This window comes from Pseudomonas sp. WS 5051 (assembly GCF_012985715.1).
Taxonomy (GTDB): domain Bacteria; phylum Pseudomonadota; class Gammaproteobacteria; order Pseudomonadales; family Pseudomonadaceae; genus Aquipseudomonas; species Aquipseudomonas bubulae.
Map to the genome: position 1 here is coordinate 31209 of NZ_JAAQWV010000022.1, position 16473 is coordinate 47681.

The 16473-nt window shown below is 59.0% G+C and carries 18 protein-coding genes; 8 read left to right on the forward strand and 10 right to left on the reverse strand.

Features of this window, described 5'->3' with window-relative positions:
* Positions 1–4 precede the first annotated feature (4 nt).
* Positions 5–1387, forward strand: a complete 1383-nt coding sequence (locus HBN79_RS22450) for a DUF1329 domain-containing protein (protein ID WP_262372754.1) — start codon at positions 5–7, stop codon at positions 1385–1387.
* A 60-nt stretch (positions 1388–1447) separates the two neighbouring features.
* Here HBN79_RS22450 and HBN79_RS22455 read toward each other — a convergent pair whose 3' ends face one another.
* From HBN79_RS22455 to HBN79_RS22465, 3 genes are all read right to left on the reverse strand, one after another.
* On the reverse strand, positions 1448–1750 hold the full coding sequence (locus HBN79_RS22455) for an addiction module antidote protein (RefSeq protein ID WP_095000014.1): 303 nt from the start codon (positions 1748–1750) through the stop codon (positions 1448–1450).
* Complete coding sequence (locus HBN79_RS22460) at positions 1747–2070, reverse strand: type II toxin-antitoxin system RelE/ParE family toxin (protein ID WP_095023299.1); 324 nt, start codon at positions 2068–2070, stop codon at positions 1747–1749. Before HBN79_RS22460 ends, HBN79_RS22455 begins: the two co-directional genes overlap by 4 nt.
* 265 nt (positions 2071–2335) lie before the next feature.
* Positions 2336–2695 carry a VOC family protein gene (locus HBN79_RS22465; protein WP_095032370.1) on the reverse strand — a complete coding sequence of 120 codons (360 nt, stop codon included), beginning with the start codon at positions 2693–2695 and terminating at the stop codon, positions 2336–2338.
* A 201-nt stretch (positions 2696–2896) separates the two neighbouring features.
* Between HBN79_RS22465 and HBN79_RS22470 the strand changes: the two genes are divergently transcribed.
* Genes HBN79_RS22470 through HBN79_RS22490 form a run of 5 tightly spaced genes read left to right on the forward strand, consistent with a single transcriptional unit; the run spans position 2897 to position 8469 of the window.
* Positions 2897–4555: an AMP-binding protein gene (locus HBN79_RS22470; RefSeq protein ID WP_169917222.1), complete on the forward strand. Its 1659-nt coding sequence runs from the start codon at positions 2897–2899 to the stop codon at positions 4553–4555.
* A 15-nt stretch (positions 4556–4570) separates the two neighbouring features.
* Positions 4571–5338 (forward strand): SDR family NAD(P)-dependent oxidoreductase, encoded by a 768-nt coding sequence (locus HBN79_RS22475; protein ID WP_095000018.1) that lies wholly within the window; start codon positions 4571–4573, stop codon positions 5336–5338.
* A 10-nt stretch (positions 5339–5348) separates the two neighbouring features.
* A complete protein-coding gene (locus HBN79_RS22480) occupies positions 5349–6542 on the forward strand; it encodes an acetyl-CoA C-acyltransferase (protein WP_095000019.1) in 1194 nt (397 codons plus the stop codon).
* Positions 6543–6551: 9 nt separating this feature from the next.
* Entirely contained in the window at positions 6552–7679 is a 1128-nt protein-coding gene (locus tag HBN79_RS22485; protein WP_095021148.1) for an acyl-CoA dehydrogenase, read from the forward strand.
* A gap of 16 nt (positions 7680–7695) precedes the next feature.
* A complete protein-coding gene (locus HBN79_RS22490) occupies positions 7696–8469 on the forward strand; it encodes an enoyl-CoA hydratase (protein ID WP_095026169.1) in 774 nt (257 codons plus the stop codon).
* A 118-nt stretch (positions 8470–8587) separates the two neighbouring features.
* Here the strand turns inward: HBN79_RS22490 and HBN79_RS22495 are convergent, their stop codons facing one another.
* The 7 genes from HBN79_RS22495 to HBN79_RS22525 form a co-directional block, all read right to left on the reverse strand.
* Entirely contained in the window at positions 8588–9739 is a 1152-nt protein-coding gene (locus HBN79_RS22495; RefSeq protein WP_095000022.1) for an acyl-CoA dehydrogenase family protein, read from the reverse strand.
* Between the two features lie 3 nt (positions 9740–9742).
* Positions 9743–10849: an enoyl-CoA hydratase/isomerase family protein gene (locus tag HBN79_RS22500; protein ID WP_095000023.1), complete on the reverse strand. Its 1107-nt coding sequence runs from the start codon at positions 10847–10849 to the stop codon at positions 9743–9745.
* A 147-nt stretch (positions 10850–10996) separates the two neighbouring features.
* Positions 10997–11767: a 3-hydroxybutyrate dehydrogenase gene (locus HBN79_RS22505; RefSeq protein WP_186348372.1), complete on the reverse strand. Its 771-nt coding sequence runs from the start codon at positions 11765–11767 to the stop codon at positions 10997–10999.
* A gap of 123 nt (positions 11768–11890) precedes the next feature.
* Positions 11891–12172 carry a peptidylprolyl isomerase gene (locus tag HBN79_RS22510; RefSeq protein ID WP_016781241.1) on the reverse strand — a complete coding sequence of 94 codons (282 nt, stop codon included), beginning with the start codon at positions 12170–12172 and terminating at the stop codon, positions 11891–11893.
* A 106-nt stretch (positions 12173–12278) separates the two neighbouring features.
* A complete protein-coding gene (locus tag HBN79_RS22515) occupies positions 12279–13160 on the reverse strand; it encodes a triacylglycerol lipase (RefSeq protein WP_095000024.1) in 882 nt (293 codons plus the stop codon).
* Positions 13161–13269: 109 nt separating this feature from the next.
* Positions 13270–14358 (reverse strand): 3-deoxy-7-phosphoheptulonate synthase, encoded by a 1089-nt coding sequence (locus HBN79_RS22520; RefSeq protein WP_095000025.1) that lies wholly within the window; start codon positions 14356–14358, stop codon positions 13270–13272.
* Between the two features lie 654 nt (positions 14359–15012).
* Complete coding sequence (locus HBN79_RS22525) at positions 15013–15255, reverse strand: DNA-binding protein (RefSeq protein WP_095018455.1); 243 nt, start codon at positions 15253–15255, stop codon at positions 15013–15015.
* An 81-nt stretch (positions 15256–15336) separates the two neighbouring features.
* Here HBN79_RS22525 and HBN79_RS22530 point away from each other — a divergent pair, with 81 nt between their 5' ends.
* Positions 15337–15717, forward strand: a complete 381-nt coding sequence (locus HBN79_RS22530) for a helix-turn-helix transcriptional regulator (RefSeq protein WP_095000026.1) — start codon at positions 15337–15339, stop codon at positions 15715–15717.
* A 116-nt stretch (positions 15718–15833) separates the two neighbouring features.
* Complete coding sequence (gene uvrY, locus HBN79_RS22535) at positions 15834–16472, forward strand: UvrY/SirA/GacA family response regulator transcription factor (protein WP_095000027.1); 639 nt, start codon at positions 15834–15836, stop codon at positions 16470–16472.
* The last annotated feature ends 1 nt before the right edge of the window (position 16473 follow it).

Consider the following 16473-nt stretch of genomic DNA (forward strand, 5'->3'; position numbering starts at 1 on the left):
ATACATGAAAATAACAAGAACAGGCGTAATGCTCGCAGCCGCCATGGCCGTCAACGTGGTCGCCATCGGCACGGCATCTGCTCAGGTATCGCCCGCAGAAGCGGCCAAACTGGGCAAGGAGCTGACCTGTGTAGGGGCAGAGCAGGCGGGTAACGCCGCGGGCACCATCCCTGCGTATACCGGCAAGTACCTGGGCGAAGTGCCGGGTTGGAACCATGTGAAGTTTTCCGGCGACCAGCCGGTTGACCCCTACGCTGCGGAGAAGCCGATTCTGGTGATTACCGCGCAGAACATGGCCCAGTACGAAGACAAATTGACCGAAGGCCAGAAGGCGCTGCTCAAGCGTTATCCGACCACCTACAAGATGAACATCTACACCGGTCACCGTGACTACCGCTACCCGGATTACGTGTGCCAGCGGGTCATGAACAATGCCTTGAACGCCAAGCTGGTCAATGATGGCATGGGCTTTGAAGGGCTGGGACAAGTGCCGTTCCCGATTCCTAAAAACGGCATGGAAGCGCTGTGGAACCACCAGCTGCCGGCCCGTGCCTGGACCGAAGAAAAAACCAGTGACCTGGCCTCCGTGCTGCCCAACGGCAGCATTGGCTGGGGCCGTGCCTATGCCCGCAACCTGGCCATGGCCAACTCGCCTACGGTAGAACCCAGGACTGAAAACAAGCTCCAGGCCATGAGCAACAACATGACCCTCAAGCCGACCCGTGACAACGGCACGCTGAGCATCTCCCACGAACCCTACAACTTCGCCACCGACCCGCGCCAGGCCTGGAGCTACAGCCCTTCGACCCGTCGTGTGCGACTGTTGCCGGGCTACGGCTACGACCAGCCGATGATCGGTACCAATGGCACCATGACCGTGGACGAAGACCGTTTGTATAACGGCTCGCCGGAGCGCTACAACTGGAAGCTGCTGGGCAAGCGCGAAATCTACATTCCGGCCAACGCCTACAAGCCCAACGCAGGTACGGTGAAATACGCTGACATGCTGACGCCCAATCACCCCAATCCGGACTTGATGCGTTATGAGCTGCGCCGGGTGTGGGTGGTTGAAGCCGACCTCAAGGAAGGCTACCGCCACGTATACGGCAAGCGTGTACTGTTCCTCGACGAGGACACCTGGAACTCGGTGCTGGCGGACAACTACGACGCGCGTGGCCAGTTGTGGAAACACGCCATGATCAACTACTACTACCACCCGGACATGAGTGGCTGGCAGGCCGGTTCACAGTTCTTCATGGACTTGAACTCGGGGCAGTACACCGGCTACGGCATGACCAACGAAGCCAAGAAAGGCCCGATCCTCAACGAAGGCAAGTTCACCCCTGACCAGTACACCGCTGATGCGACGCGGGCGATGGGGAGGTAAACCGCAGGGTTGCAGGTAAAAGCCCCGTCGGTGTAACGCCTGCGGGGCTTTTTCATGGGCTCAGGTCAGTGAGGCAAACGTCATTCCGGTGGCATGGACGACCTGACGCATGGTGCGCAGTGTCGGGTTGCCCTTGGGCGAAAGGGCGCGGTACAGGCTTTCGCGGGAAAGCCCGGCCTTTTCGGCTATTTGTGCCATGCCGCCCCGTGCTTCGACAACATGGCGCAACGCGGTCAGAAAGCTGGCCTGGCCACCTTCTTCATCGAGCTCATCAATGGCGATACGCAGGTATTCAATGGCAAATTCGGGATCCTGGCGGATCATCTCGATAACGGATTCGTCGTGATTCTTGGTTTTGTTCATGGCTTCCTCTTCTGATACTCGTTCCAGCAGCGCACGGCTTTTTCGATATCGGCCTGTTGCTGGCGCTTGTCGCCACCCAGCAGCAGCAACACCAGTTTTTTGCCGTCCCGAGCGTAATACAGCCGATAGCCTGGTCCGTGATCTATACGCAATTCCCATACGCCCTGGCACAGGGCTTTGCAATCACCAAAAGCGCCCGCTGAAAGCCGGTTGACCCGCACGGTGATGCGTGCCTTGGCCGTGCGATCCTTTAAGTGGTCCAGCCACTGCTGGTAAGGGTCGTTACCTGTTTCGCTGAGGTAGTGTCTTATCTCTAGCATTTGAAATGTAGCTTTGAAGCTACCCTTTGGTCAATTATTTTTAACCGCCAAGCACGGCTGTTCGTCAGAGCAGACCCACATTCAATGTGATTGAAGGTGGCCGTGGCAAAGCTAGGGCTGCGGTGTAGCGAGGGCAATTAGGATGGATCGCAAGGTTGTGCAGGTTTTATTACATAGGCGCAATTGCGGCGCAGCGGCAGACCCCGGTAATGCAACACGTCATTGCCGGGGGAGGGGGAGGGTTGTGTCGAAGGGGAGTGATTAATTATGCCTGCGACCACACGGCCAGTTCGTAGCCATCCAGGTCGGTGAAGTGGAAGCGGCTGCCGCCGGGAAACTTGAATTCAGGTCGGCTGATGCGACCTCCGGCAGCGCTGATGGCTTGCTGAGCCTGGGCCAGGTCGTCGGCGTACAGAATGATCAGCGGGCCACCGGGGCGTACAGGTTCGCCAGTGGTGAAGCCGCCGCTCAGGCGCCCATCGCTGAATTCGCTGTAGGTGGGGCCAAAGTCGGTGAAGGTCCAGCCGAACACGGCGCCATAAAAGACTTTGCTGCGCGCGATGTCATGGACGTTGAATTCGATGTTGTCGATTCTGTTTTGGCGGTTGTCAGTAGTCACGGGCATCTCCTTATGAGGCTCAAATATAGATAAGTGACTGGCTGAATGCCATGCGGTTCTCATCAGCGCAAGAAGCTCGTAGCCATTGGCCAAAGCAGTCACCCAGCTTGAGTGTTTTGACCATTGTTGCAGAGCCTTCGCAGGGCGATTATCAGCAGGATTTTTCACGGTTCCCATCCTAAAAATAAAGACCGAGGGATTCTGCTGATGCGCGACTATCTGAGTTCGATGACTGATTTTAACTACCAACGCACGGTAGCCGGTGCGCTGGATGGCCATCTGGCAGCGATCAATGCCTGTGTCGAGTGCTGCGACCGTCATGCCTTGCCGGGCCGCATTGCGTTGTTCTGGGAGGGGCGCGATGCCAGCAGCGCGACTTATACCTTCACTCAGTTGCAGGAGCAGGCCGCGCGCTTTGCCAATTTTCTCCTCGCCCAGGGTGTCAAGCAGGGCGACAAGGTGGCAGGTTTGCTGCCACGCAATGTCGAGTTGTTGATCGTCGCATTCGCCGCCTGGCGCATTGGTGCCATCTACCAGCCCCTGTTCACTGCATTCGGGCCAAAGGCCATTGAACACCGGCTTAACAGCTCGGGGGCCGTGCTGGTGGTCACCGATGCGGTCAACCGCGTCAAGTTGGACGAGGTCAATGACTGTCCGGCCATTGTCACGGTGGCGGGAGCCAAGGGGCAGGGCCTGGTACGTGGCGACTTCAGTTTCTGGGCAGAGCTGGACAACTACCCGGCTACCTGTGAGCCGGTGATGCTGAGCGGTGAAGATCCGTTCCTGCTGATGTTTACCTCAGGCACTACCGGCCCGGCCAAGCCGCTGCTGGTGCCGCTCAAGGCCATCGTTGCATTCCAGAGCTACACCCGTGATGCAGTGGGGCTGCGCCCCGAGGATTCGTTCTGGAACCTGGCAGATCCGGGCTGGGCCTATGGCATTTATTTCGGCATCACCGGGCCACTGTCGATGGGCCACCCGATCACCCTGTACGACGGTCCGTTTACGGTCGAAAGTACCTGCCGGGTCATCAGGAAGTACGGTATTACCAACCTGACCGGTTCGCCCACCGCCTATCGCCTGTTGATTGCGGCCGGTGACGCCTTCGCCAGCAAGATCAAGGGCCAGTTGCGCGTGGTCAGCAGTGCCGGGGAGCCGCTCAACCCCGAAGTCATCAGCTGGTTTGCCGATGAACTCAACGTCACCATCCACGACCACTATGGCCAGACCGAAGTCGGCATGGTGCTGTGCAACCATCACGGGCTCGATCATCCGGTGCATATGGGCGCCGCCGGTTTTGCCTCGCCGGGCCACCGCATCGTGGTGCTCGATGACAATCATCAGGAGCTGCCCGTTGGCCAGCCGGGGATTCTGGCGGTTGATCGCAGCCAGTCGCCGATGTGCTGGTTTGGTGGCTACGAAGGCTTCAAGACCAAGGCTTTTGTCGGCAACTATTACCTGAGTGGCGATACCGTGGAGCTGAACCCGGACGGCAGCATCAGTTTTGTCGGGCGCAGCGACGACGTGATTACCACGTCCGGTTACCGCGTCGGGCCTTTTGATGTGGAAAGCGCCCTGATCGAACACCCGGCGGTGGTAGAGGCCGCCGTGGTGGGCAAGCCGGACCGTGAACGCACCGAGCTGGTCAAAGCCTTTGTGGTGTTGAACCCTCAGTATCTGGGGGATGCACAACTGGCTGAAACCCTGCGCCTGCACGTGCGTCAACGGCTGGCTGCCCACGCTTACCCCCGTGAAATCGAATTTGTCAGCGAATTGCCGAAGACACCCAGCGGCAAGTTGCAGCGCTTTATTTTGCGCAATCAGGAAATCGCCAAGGCTGAGCTGGCCGCAAGCGCCAGCGTCTAACTTTCAGGAATCATCATGCAAATCGAAAACAAGGTTTTTATCGTCACCGGTGGTGCATCGGGGCTGGGTGCCGCCACGGCGCACATGCTGGTCAAGGCAGGTGCCAAAGTGATGCTGGTGGACCTGAACGCCGAAGCAGTGGCCGCCCAGGCCCTGGCGTTGGGCGAGCAGGCGCGCAGCGCTGTGGCGGACATCAGCCAGGCAGATGCCGCCCAGGCGGCCGTGGCCGCTACAGTGGCCGCCTTTGGCGCGGTCAACGGGCTGGTCAACTGTGCCGGCATTGTGCGCGGTGAAAAGATCCTCGGTAAAAACGGCCCCCATGGGCTGGACACATTCAGCCAGGTGATCAACGTCAACCTGATTGGCAGCTTCAACATGTTGCGTCTGGCTGCAGCGGCGATTGCCGAAACCACTGCCGATGCCGAGGGCGAGCGCGGGGTGATCATCAACACGGCTTCGGTCGCGGCATTCGACGGTCAGATCGGTCAGGCAGCTTATGCCGCATCCAAGGGCGCGATTGCCAGTCTGACCTTGCCTGCAGCCCGTGAACTGGCACGCTTCGGCATTCGGGTAATGACCATCGCCCCGGGTATTTTTGAAACCCCGATGATGGCTGGCATGACGCCTGAAGTGCGTGCATCGCTGGCCGCCGGTGTGCCATTTCCACCACGCTTGGGCAAGCCTGACGAGTACGCCTCGCTGGTGCGTCAGATTATTGAAAACAGCATGCTCAATGGTGAGGTGATCCGACTCGACGGTGCCTTGCGCATGGCCGCGAAATAAGAGGTGAGATATGACAATCAGCAATGATCCGGTTGTAATCGTAAGTGCTGCGCGTACGCCCATGGGCGGCTTTCAGGGGGACTTCAAGGGCCTGACCGCGCCGCAACTGGGCGCTGCGGCGATCCGTGCAGCGGTTGAACGCGCGGGGGTTGCTGCCGATGGTGTGCAAGAAGTGTTGTTTGGCTGTGTGCTGTCGGCAGGGATCGGCCAGGCACCTGCCCGTCAGGCCGCCCTGGGGGCCGGGCTGGACAAGGGTACCCGTTGCACCACACTGAACAAGATGTGCGGCTCGGGCATGGAAGCGGCCATTCTTGGGCACGACAGGCTGCTGGCCGGCAGTGCCGATGTGGTGGTGGCAGGGGGCATGGAGAGCATGTCCAATGCGCCGTACCTGCTTGATCGCGCCCGCAGCGGTTACCGCATGGGCCATGGCCGGGTGCTGGATCACATGTTCCTTGACGGCCTGGAAGACGCCTATGACCGTGGCCGTCTGATGGGGACTTTTGCCGAAGACTGCGCCCAGAATCACGGTTTTACCCGTGAAGCTCAGGATGCCTTTGCCGTGGCCTCCCTGACCCGTGCGCAGCAGGCCATCAAGGACGGCAGTTTTAGCAGCGAGATCGTCCCGGTGCAGGTGACCGTGGGTAAAGAGCAGCGCCTGATCAGTGATGACGAGCAGCCGCCCAAGGCCAATCTGGCAAAAATTCCAACCCTGAAACCGGCGTTCCGCGAGGGCGGTACGGTTACGGCGGCCAACTCCAGCTCGATTTCCGACGGTGCGGCGGCGCTGGTACTGATGCGTCGCAGCGAAGCGCAAAGACGTGGCCTCAAGCCGTTGGCGGTTATCCACGGCCACGCCGCCTTTGCCGATGAGCCGGGGTTGTTTCCGACTGCACCGGTGGGGGCAATCAAGCGCCTGATGAGCACCACTGGCTGGGATCTGAACCAGGTCGATCTGTTTGAAATCAACGAAGCCTTCGCTGTGGTCAGCCTGGTAACCATGACTGAGCTGGATATCCCCCACAGCAAGGTCAATATCTACGGCGGCGCCTGTGCGCTGGGGCATCCGATTGGGGCTTCGGGTGCGCGAATACTGGTGACTTTGCTCTCGGCATTGCGCCAGCAAAAGGCTACACGCGGTGTTGCCGCCATCTGCATCGGCGGCGGTGAAGCCACGGCCATTGCCGTGGAATGTCTGTATTAAGGATTTTGTATGCTGCCTACACCCGAACAATTACAAATACGCGAAGCAGCCCGAGAGTTTGCCCAGGAACGCCTCAAACCCTTTGCCGCCGAGTGGGACAAGCAGCATCGGTTTCCTCGTGAGGCAATTGCCGAGATGGCTCAATTGGGGTTTTTCGGCATGCTGGTGCCCGAGGAGTGGGGTGGTTGTGACACGGGTTATCAGGCCTATGCCATGGCCCTTGAAGAAGTCGCCGCCGGTGACGGCTCGTGCTCCACGATCATGAGCGTGCATAACTCGGTGGGTTGCGTGCCGATTCTCAAATACGGCAGCGAGGCGCAAAAACAGCAATTTCTGATCCCCCTGGCCAGCGGTGAAATGCTCGGCGCGTTTGCCCTTACCGAGCCGCAAGCCGGCTCCGATGCCAGTGACCTGAAAACCCGGGCCCGCCGCGAAGGCGATCATTACATTCTCAATGGCTGCAAGCAGTTCATTACCTCAGGGCAAAACGCCGGGGTGGTGATCGTGTTTGCGGTGACGGACCCGGCGGCGGGCAAGCGTGGCATTACCGCGTTTATCGTACCCACGGATACTCCGGGTTACAGCGTGGCCCGGGTTGAAGACAAACTGGGGCAGCATGCATCGGACACCTGCCAGATTCTGTTTACTGACCTGAAGATACCGGTGGCCAACCGCCTGGGCGAAGAGGGGCAAGGCTACAAGATTGCCCTGGGCAACCTGGAAGGCGGGCGCATCGGTATTGCCGCACAAGCCGTAGGCATGGCCCGTGCAGCCTTTGAAGCGGCCCGCGACTATGCCCGCGAACGCGTGACCTTTGGCCAGCCCCTGGTGGAGCATCAGGCGGTGGCGTTTCGCCTGGCCGATATGTCGACGGAAATCGCCGTCGCCCGGCAGATGGTCCATTACGCTGCGGCACTGCGTGACAGTGGGCAATCGGCGCTGGTCGAGGCCTCGCAAGCCAAGCTGTTTGCATCGGAAATGGCCGAGCGCGTGTGCTCCAAGGCGTTGCAAACCCTGGGCGGTTATGGCTATTTGAGCGACTTCCCGCTGGAACGGATCTACCGCGATGTGCGGGTGTGCCAGATCTATGAAGGCACCAGTGATATTCAGCGCATGGTCATTTCGCGCAATCTTTGAATCGAGGACATTAGCGATGAGCTACGAAACCATTCTGTTGGACATCCATGGGCAAGTGGGCCTGATTACCCTGAACCGCCCCCAGGCGCTGAATGCTCTGAATGCGCAATTGATCCGCGAAGTAAACCACGCGCTGGACAGCCTGGAAGCCGATAACGGGATTGGCTGTATCGTTATCACCGGCTCGAAGAAATCCTTTGCTGCCGGTGCGGACATCAAGGAGATGGCCGACCTGAGCTACCCGCAAATTTATCTTGATGACCTGTTTTCCGACAGCGACCGTGTGGCGGCCAGGCGCAAGCCGATTATTGCTGCAGTCGCGGGTTTTGCCCTGGGTGGCGGTTGTGAACTGGCAATGATGTGTGACTTTATTCTGGCCGGGGACAACGCCAAATTCGGCCAGCCTGAAATCAACCTGGGGGTGTTGCCGGGCATGGGCGGCACACAGCGCCTTACCCGTGCGGTGGGCAAGGCCAAGGCCATGGAAATGTGCCTGAGCGGGCGTTTGATAGGCGCAGAAGAGGCGGAACGTTCGGGGTTGGTGGCCCGTGTGGTGCCGGTGGATGAATTGCTCGACGAAGCGCTGAAGGTAGCGGCCACCATTGCCAAAAAGTCCCTGCCGGTGCTGATGCAGACCAAGGAATGCGTCAACCGTGCCTTTGAGGTGAACCTGGCTGAAGGTGTGCGTTTCGAGCGTCGGGTATTCCACGCCTTGTTCGCCACACAGGATCAGAAAGAAGGCATGGCGGCGTTTGTTGAAAAACGCGAGGCGCAGTTCAAGAACCAATAACTGCACATGCCTCTATGTGGGAGCGGGCTTGCTCGCGATAGCCTCAACTCGGTGTGTGAGAAGCACCGAGCCGCCTGCATCGCGAGCAAGCCCGCTCCCACTGGTTGTGAATCAGTTTCTAAAGCAGATAATTCTTCAGCTCCCGCGCAATCACCATGCGCTGAATCTCGCTCGACCCTTCATAAATCTGGGTAATCCGCGCATCGCGGTAGTAGCGCTCCACCGGATAGTCTTCAAGGTAGCCATAGCCACCGTGGATCTGGATGGCTTTGGAGCACACATACTCGGCCATTTCCGAAGCAAACAGTTTGGCTTGCGAAGCTTCTGACAGACAGGGCTTGCCCGCGCTGCGCAGGCGCGCCGCATGCAGGATCAGCAGGCGTGCCGCATTGATGCGGGTCTGCATGTCGGCGAGCATATTGGCCACGCTCTGGTGCTCAATGATCGCCTTGTCAAATTGCACCCGGTCACGGGCGTAACCCAGTGCTGCCTCGAAGGCCGCACGGGCGATGCCCAATGCCTGGGCGCCAATGCCGATTCGCCCGCCTTCCAGGTTGGCCAGGGCAATGGCCAGCCCCTTGCCGCGCTCGCCGAGCATATTGGCTTCAGGCACGCTGCAGCTGTTGAGGGTTACCGCGCAGGTGTCCGAGGCGCGGATGCCCATTTTGTGTTCGGTGCGGTCGACAATAAAACCGGGGGTGGCGGTGGGTACCAAAAACGCCGAAATGCCTTTTTTGCCCAGATCAGGGTCGGTTACCGCAAAGACAATGGCCAGTTTGGCGCGCTTGCCATTGCTGACAAACTGCTTGGCACCGGTAATCACCCATTGACCGTCACGCAACTCGGCGCGGGTGCGCAGGTTATGGGCTTCGGAGCCGGCCTGGGGTTCGGTCAGACAGAAGCAGGCGATGGTCTGGCCGCTGGCCAGCTCCGCCAGCCAGGTCTGTTTTTGTGCCTCGCTGCCGTATTTCAGTATCGGCCCGCAGCCCACCGAATTGTGGATGCTCATCAGGGCGCCGGTAGCGGCATCGCCCGCTGAGATTTCCTCCACGGCCAGGGCGTAGGCGACGTAATCGACATAAGTGCCACCCCATTCCTCCGGCACCACCATGCCCAGCAACCCCAGTTCGCCAAGCTTGGCCACCAGCGCGTCGTCGATCCAGCCGGCTTTTTCCCAGGCCTGGGCATGGGGAGCGATTTCACGCCGGGCAAAGTCGCGAGCCATGTCGCGGATCATCACTTGTTCTTCGCTCAGTTCGATGTCTTGCATGGCTCAGGCTCCCTTGGCGTTGAATGCGGTGAAGAAACTGGCGACATGGGCTGGATCCAGTGCATCCAGGCTGGGCGGGTTCCACTGCGGTTTCTTGTCCTTGTCGATAATCAATGCACGCACGCCTTCCATCAGGTCGCCGCGATCAAACCACTGGCGATCCAGGTGCAGTTCCAGGGCGAAGCATTGCTCAAGGGGCAGCGCTCGGCCACGGCGCAGCATTTCTAGGGTCACGGCCATCGCCAGCGGCGAGCGGGTTTGCAACAGGTCGGCGGTTTCATTGGCCCAGTCGCGGGTTTCCGGGGCTATGACAGCGCGCAGATGGGCGATAATCCGTGGCATGTCGACCTGGGCGAAAACGCTGTCAATCAGCGGGCGCAACCTGGCCAGCGGTGGGTCGGGCAATACGGTTACCGCGAATCGGGCTACCAGCGCGGTCAGGTCATCGATAGGGGATTTTTGCCAGTTGAGGCTGTCGAGGCCCTTGTCCAGTTCAGGCAGTGCGGTGCTTTCCAGATAGCCGTCAGCAAGCCCGCAGTACAAGGCATCGGCAGCGCGGATTTGGACCCCGCTGACGCCCAGGTAAGTGCCCAACTGACCTGGCGTTCGGGTCAGGAAGTAGCTACCGCCAACGTCAGGAAAATAACCGATGCCCACTTCCGGCATCGCCAATTTGCTGCGCTCGGTAACCAGGCGCAGATCCGCGCCTTGCACCAGGCCCATGCCGCCGCCGAGAACGAAGCCGTCCATCAAGGCCACAACGGGTTTGGGGTAGCGGTGCAGGGTCAGGTCGAGGGCATATTCCTCTTCAAAGAACAGGGTATGCAGGGTGTCGTTGTTTTGATAGCTGTCGTACAGCGAGCGTATATCTCCGCCCGCGCAGAAGGCTTTTTCGCCCGCGCCACGCAGTACCACGGCCTTGACTTGCGGGTCTTCGACCCAGGCATCGAGTTGCTGCTGGAGGCTGCGGACCATTTCAAGATTGATGGCATTGAGTCCGCCTGGGCGGTTCAAGGTCAGGTGGCCAATATGGTTGCGGACCTCGGCCAGAACGGTGCTTTGCAGCTGCGCGATATCCGGTGTCGGTGAGGAGGAAACCTGAGCAGTCATCACTAACTCCCTGCTTTATATTATTTTTAAGGGGGTTCACGGGTGAACGATAACCGATGCTAACAGTGCAAATTTGCCCATTACAACCCTGATAAGTGCAGGGTTGCTGTGCATTTTTGCATATTGGGCGTGCAGCAATGCGCGATCTTATTGCGCCAGCCAGCCACCATCGACATTCCATGCCGCGCCCCGTACCTGACTGCCAGCCTCACTGCATAAAAACAGCACCAGCTCGCCCAGTTGCGGCGGGGTGACGAATTCCAGCGAAGGTTGTTTTTCGGCCAACAGGTCGTGCTGCGCCTGATAGGGGTCAATGCCCTGGCTGATGCGCTGATCAATCTGTTTTTGCACCAGCGGCGTCAGCACCCAGCCCGGGCAAATGGCGTTGCAGGTGATATTGCTGGTGGCGGTTTCCAGGCCCACCACTTTGCTCAGGCCGATTACCCCGTGCTTGGCGGCGACATAGGCGGCCTTGCCGACCGAGCCCACCAGGCCATGAACCGAGGCAATATTGACGATGCGCCCCCAGCCGCGCTTGCGCATGCCGGGCAGGGTGAGGCGGGTGCTGTGGAACACGCTGGACAGGTTAATGGCGATGATCGAATCCCAGCGCTCTACCGGGAACTCTTCGACGCTGGCTACATGCTGAATGCCTGCATTGTTGACCAGGATGTCGATGCCGCCGAATTCGCGTTCGGCATAATCGATCATGTCGGCGATCTGCGCCGGGTCGCTGACATCTGCGGGGTGGTGACCTACCCTGACGCCGAACTGTTCGACTTCGGCAATCACTTTGGCCGGATCGCCAAAACCGTTGAGGATCAGGTTGGCTCCGGCCTTGGCCAGGCTCAATGCGATACCCAGGCCGATGCCGCTGGTGGAGCCGGTAACCAATGCAGTTTTACCTGTAAGGCTCATGATCAATTCCTCGGATGCGTCACGACGGATTCGTGAATGAGGAAACGTAGCACGGGGATTTGCCGTTGCCCAAACGAAACGACCCGCCAAAAGGCGGGCCGTCTTCACGCAGCGCGCAGAGGATCAGTCCTGGCGGCTGGTGACTTCCAGCAGGTGGTAGCCAAACTGGGTTTTAACCGGGCCTTGCACCACGTTGATTGGCGCGCTGAACACGACAGTGTCGAATTCTTTAACCATTTGGCCCGGGCCGAAAGAGCCCAGATCGCCGCCCTGACGGCTGGATGGGCAAGAAGAATTGGCCTTGGCAACTTCGGCGAAATCAGCGCCGCCTTCGATTTGGGCTTTCAGTTCGTTGCACTTGTCTTCGGTGGCAACCAGGATATGACGGGCAGTGGCTTTGGCCATGAGGGTGTACTCCTTTCAAGAAAGTGCCGAGCCTACCGGATTCAGTAGGGTTTTTCTCGGCAAAAAGTGCGCTTAGCTATATTTCGTTGCGGGTTTGCCGGTGGGCTTATGCTCCCGCTGCCTTTAGTCGTCTGGCGTGATCGAGGTAATGGGCGACAGGGTCAATGCGTGTGCGGTTCATTCTGGCCAGGTGATTGATGGTGTCCAAGTGGTCCATTGCATAGTCCGAGCCGATCACATGGCCCAGATGCGAGCTGAAACGTCCGACCAGCCCGTCGTTCTGTTTGCTCTCGCGGGTAAAGAAACTGCCAAAGATGCGGCAGGCATTGTGTAGAGGGTCGAGCAGATTTAGCGACTCCGACAACCGTGAGCCCTTGATGATGCCGCTCCATGAGTAATAAAGAACGTCATTGACCTGCTCGGGGCCCATGCCGCCCCATGTGGCGGGCAGGCCCTGGGGGTATTTCAGGTTGAAGGCGGCAACGCCTTCGGTGGTCAGCGCGTTGAGGGCTTCAAGGGCGTGTTGCGGTAATTGCCGGTGGCCGGTGATCGCGGACAGGAAACTGGAAAACGAGGTGGTCAGGGCGGCGGCGACGGTTTCGGGGAGCGATCCGGGCACGAAGGCCTGGCGCAAGCGGTCCGCTGCTTCGGAGCCATGATTCGGTCCGCTGACGGAGGTGACGGAGGCGATCAGAAGGGGGGCCACGGCTGCCGCATAGCGGGCTGTCAGGGCACCCTGGCTGTGGCCGATCAGGTTGACCCGTGTTGCCCCGGTGCGCGAGCAAACCCCGCGTATGTATTCAAGCAGCTGCTCGCCCCGGGTCTCGTTGTTGTTGGCGGCCGAGATGATCGGTACGAAAACCCGGGCGCCCGATCCGCCGAGCGCTTGCTTGATGCCTTTGAAGTAGTTGAATGGGCCTATGCGGCCGAAACCGAAGAGGCCGTGTACCAGTAATATCGGATACTTGGTATTGGCTGAGTCGTCCATGGGCTATTTTCCAGGTGTTTTTGAATCATAAAAACACCTTAGTCGATACCGGCTTCGCGCAACCGTAGGCATTGTCCCGGGTTGCGCTGTGGTTAGCCGAACGCGTCTGTCAGGCGATGGCCTTGGCGGTGTGGCGCTGTGTTTGCAACTGATGTGCGGCGTTACGCAGCAGTTGCTCGGTCGCGTCCCAGCCCAGGCAGCCATCGGTCACCGAGACCCCGTAGCGCATGTTTGCACCCAGGGACTGGCAGCCTTCGAACAGATGGCTTTCGAGCATCATGCCGATCAGCGAGTGATCGCCGGCAAGACGTTGTTCAAGCACATCATTGAAGACTTGCGGCTGGCGCAGCGGGTCTTTGCCACTGTTGGCGTGGCTGCAATCGACCATCATGCGGGCCGGGATGGCGGACTTCTCAAGCCCTGCACGAGCCTTGGCGACGTTGGCGCGGTCGTAGTTGGGACCGCTGTGGCCGCCGCGCAACACCAGATGGGTGTCGGGATTGCCACGGGTCTCGACGATTGCCGGGTGGCCCTGGCTGTCGATGCCGAAGTGACGATGGCTGTGGGCGGCGGAACGCATGGCGTCGCAGGCAATGGCCACGCCGCCGTCGGTGCCGTTCTTGAAGCCCACCGGCAAATCAAGCCCGCTGGCCATTTCGCGGTGGATTTGCGATTCCGTGGTGCGGGCGCCAATAGCTACCCAGCCCAGCAAGTCGTCGAAGTAGCCGGCGGCGATGGGTTGCAATAGCTCGGTGGCGACCGGCAGGCCCATGCGCAGCATCTCCAGCATCAATTCGCGCGAAAGGGTCAGGCCGTGGGCCATGTCATCGCTGCCGTCCAGGTGCGGGTCGTAGGCCAGGCCTTTCCAGCCCACGGTGGTGCGCGGTTTTTCAATGTAAGCACGCATTACCAGCAGCATGTCGTCGCGCACATCATGGGCGAGGGCAGCCAGGTTGCTGGCGTATTCCAGGGCGGCGACGGGATCGTGGATGGAGCAGGGGCCGACCACCACCAGTAAACGGGAGTCTTCACCGTCAAGGATGGCGCGAATGGCCTGGCGCTGGCTGCTGATCTGGACGCGCAGGGCATCGCTGAGGGGCAGTTGCTGTTTGAGTTGTGCTGCCGTGGGCAGGCGACGGGTCGTCACGGGGGCAGATACAGCGTGTACGGTTGGCAGGGCGGATACGGATGCGTTCATGGTTCGGGCTTCCTGGGCAGGCGGCGGGTTGTCCCGCGCGCTCAGCCCTAGTGGGGTGTTCGACAATTGGCCAGACTGGCTGTAAGTACGTGCGTGCCACCAATGTGGGTCCGTTCGGAGGCGGCAGGCTGTCCCGAACGGCGGCTGATAAATCGCCATGCAGTGCAAAGGTCGAAACGGTAATAAGTGGCGTAGTTCATGGGGTAAATCCTCAATTCAAGAAAATGTCAGGGGCCAAAAAAACAAAACCCCCGGTCGGGAAGCCGACCGGGGGTGAGAATTCTCTGTCAGGCGACCCCTAAGTAGTGGGCGCCGTGTGGGTATCAGGCGCGCCAGTGGCTAAACCAATACCCAAAATAAAATCGTGCTGTGGAGTGCATGTTGTTCGCGCACACAGCAGCAGCCAGACGCGATTGGCGTATGGTCATGCAGATGGCGGTGGTGGCGTGATGCAACATGGGTGGTCTCCGATTGATGGTTTGCAGCTTACGCGAGGCGAACGGGCAGATTCAATAAGAAAATACTATCTGGAACTCCCACGATCACTATTGGCCTGCACGTGTGCAATGCCGGGGCAGGGCGCAGAGCCCTGTAATCGGGCCTCTGAGCCAGTATAAACACTAAATCGGGCCTGCCGCCCGATTAGGCGCATACTCAAGCTAACTCATCATCCTTAGCTTCTGTCAGATGCGTGCCCTGGGACGGAATGATCCCGTCCTTCATGCCCAGAAGAACCGCCACCTTGTGGGCTTCACCACGTTTCCCCTTTTTGCGCCCGGCGAGCACTTGATAAGTGGTAGCCGGGTCTATGCCATGTTCCCGAGCGAACTCTTGAACGGACTTTCCCTGGTGTTCCAGCCATGCCTTGGCTTGTGCAGCGGTACGAATTCCGGTCATAGTTCAAAACCGTTCAAAGTTGTTTAATATTTATCGATTATACCATCCTTGTGGGTGTTTAAAATGGGATCCTACATCCAAATGAGTGGAATTGGTTTGCGCTTGCGGCAGGAGCGAGAGCGGCTAGGTTTGTCGCAAAAAACTTTTGGCGAAATCGGTGGTGTCGAGGCTAATGCCCAGGGCAAATATGAAAATGGTGACCGCGCACCCAAGGCAGATTACTTGTCGCGCGTTGCTGCCCGGGGTGTTGACGTGCTTTACGTGTTGACCGGCAGTCCAACCCCGACCCTGCTCGATAATTTGAGTCATCTTGAAGAGAAGGTGCTGATCAGTTACAGGGTGCTGCACAAGGAGGATCAGGACGCCATTCGCCGCCTCACCACTACCCTGGCAGAGTTATCGGCACCTCAAGCGGCAAAGGAACGCCGTGATCCTAAGGAGGTAGATCCCGTCAAGGAATGAATGTTTAAAAGGATTTAATGCTTTGGCAGGGATAGTTGACGCAAGTCGATAGGTTGGTGCTTTAGTTTTTGCTAAGGTGTCGGCAATCAACCAAGACCAATTTGCGAGGTGTCGACTTGATTCGGGTTCTAGTGGTCGATGACCACGATCTTGTGCGTACAGGGATCACACGAATGCTGGCCGATATCGAAGGTCTGCAGGTGGTCGGTCAGGCCGAGTCCGGCGAAGAGTCGTTGCTCAAGGCTCGTGAATTGAAGCCGGATGTGGTTCTGATGGATGTCAAAATGCCTGGCATTGGTGGTCTTGAGGCTACTCGCAAGATGATGCGCAGCCACCCGGATATCAAGGTTGTCGCTGTGACCGTGTGTGAAGAAGACCCTTTTCCTACGCGCTTGCTGCAAGCAGGCGCGGCGGGTTACATGACCAAAGGTGCCGGTCTGGCTGAAATGGTTCAGGCAATTCGCCAGGTGTTCGCAGGCCAGCGCTATATCAGTCCGCAAGTGGCACAACAGCTGGCGCTCAAATCTTTTCAGCCTGCCAGCGACTCTCCCTTCGATGCCTTGTCCGAGCGCGAAATCCAGATCACCCTGATGATTGTTGGCTGTCAGAAGGTTCAGGTTATTTCTGACAAGCTTTGTTTGTCGCCCAAGACGGTAAACACATATCGCTACCGTATTTACGAGAAGCTCTCGGTCAAGAGCGATGTTGAGCTGGCCTTGCTGGCCGTTCGTCACGGCATGGTTGATGCTGGTTAGA

Bases quoted from the DNA above. Each gene is read 5' to 3' on its own strand.
- HBN79_RS22500 (WP_095000023.1), bottom strand. From the start codon at position 10,849: ATGACTGCTCAGGTTTCCTCCTCACCGACACCGGATATCGCGCAGCTG.
- HBN79_RS22490 (WP_095026169.1), top strand. From the start codon at position 7,696: ATGAGCTACGAAACCATTCTGTTGGACATCCATGGGCAAGTGGGCCTG.
- HBN79_RS22450 (WP_262372754.1), top strand. From the start codon at position 5: ATGAAAATAACAAGAACAGGCGTAATGCTCGCAGCCGCCATGGCCGTC.
- HBN79_RS22485 (WP_095021148.1), top strand. From the start codon at position 6,552: ATGCTGCCTACACCCGAACAATTACAAATACGCGAAGCAGCCCGAGAG.
- HBN79_RS22475 (WP_095000018.1), top strand. From the start codon at position 4,571: ATGCAAATCGAAAACAAGGTTTTTATCGTCACCGGTGGTGCATCGGGG.
- HBN79_RS22465 (WP_095032370.1), bottom strand. From the start codon at position 2,695: ATGCCCGTGACTACTGACAACCGCCAAAACAGAATCGACAACATCGAA.
- HBN79_RS22505 (WP_186348372.1), bottom strand. From the start codon at position 11,767: ATGAGCCTTACAGGTAAAACTGCATTGGTTACCGGCTCCACCAGCGGC.
- HBN79_RS22470 (WP_169917222.1), top strand. From the start codon at position 2,897: ATGCGCGACTATCTGAGTTCGATGACTGATTTTAACTACCAACGCACG.
- HBN79_RS22510 (WP_016781241.1), bottom strand. From the start codon at position 12,172: ATGGCCAAAGCCACTGCCCGTCATATCCTGGTTGCCACCGAAGACAAG.
- HBN79_RS22455 (WP_095000014.1), bottom strand. From the start codon at position 1,750: ATGAACAAAACCAAGAATCACGACGAATCCGTTATCGAGATGATCCGC.
- HBN79_RS22480 (WP_095000019.1), top strand. From the start codon at position 5,349: ATGACAATCAGCAATGATCCGGTTGTAATCGTAAGTGCTGCGCGTACG.
- HBN79_RS22515 (WP_095000024.1), bottom strand. From the start codon at position 13,160: ATGGACGACTCAGCCAATACCAAGTATCCGATATTACTGGTACACGGC.
- HBN79_RS22495 (WP_095000022.1), bottom strand. From the start codon at position 9,739: ATGCAAGACATCGAACTGAGCGAAGAACAAGTGATGATCCGCGACATG.
- HBN79_RS22460 (WP_095023299.1), bottom strand. From the start codon at position 2,070: ATGCTAGAGATAAGACACTACCTCAGCGAAACAGGTAACGACCCTTAC.
- HBN79_RS22520 (WP_095000025.1), bottom strand. From the start codon at position 14,358: ATGAACGCATCCGTATCCGCCCTGCCAACCGTACACGCTGTATCTGCC.
- HBN79_RS22530 (WP_095000026.1), top strand. From the start codon at position 15,337: ATGAGTGGAATTGGTTTGCGCTTGCGGCAGGAGCGAGAGCGGCTAGGT.
- HBN79_RS22525 (WP_095018455.1), bottom strand. From the start codon at position 15,255: ATGACCGGAATTCGTACCGCTGCACAAGCCAAGGCATGGCTGGAACAC.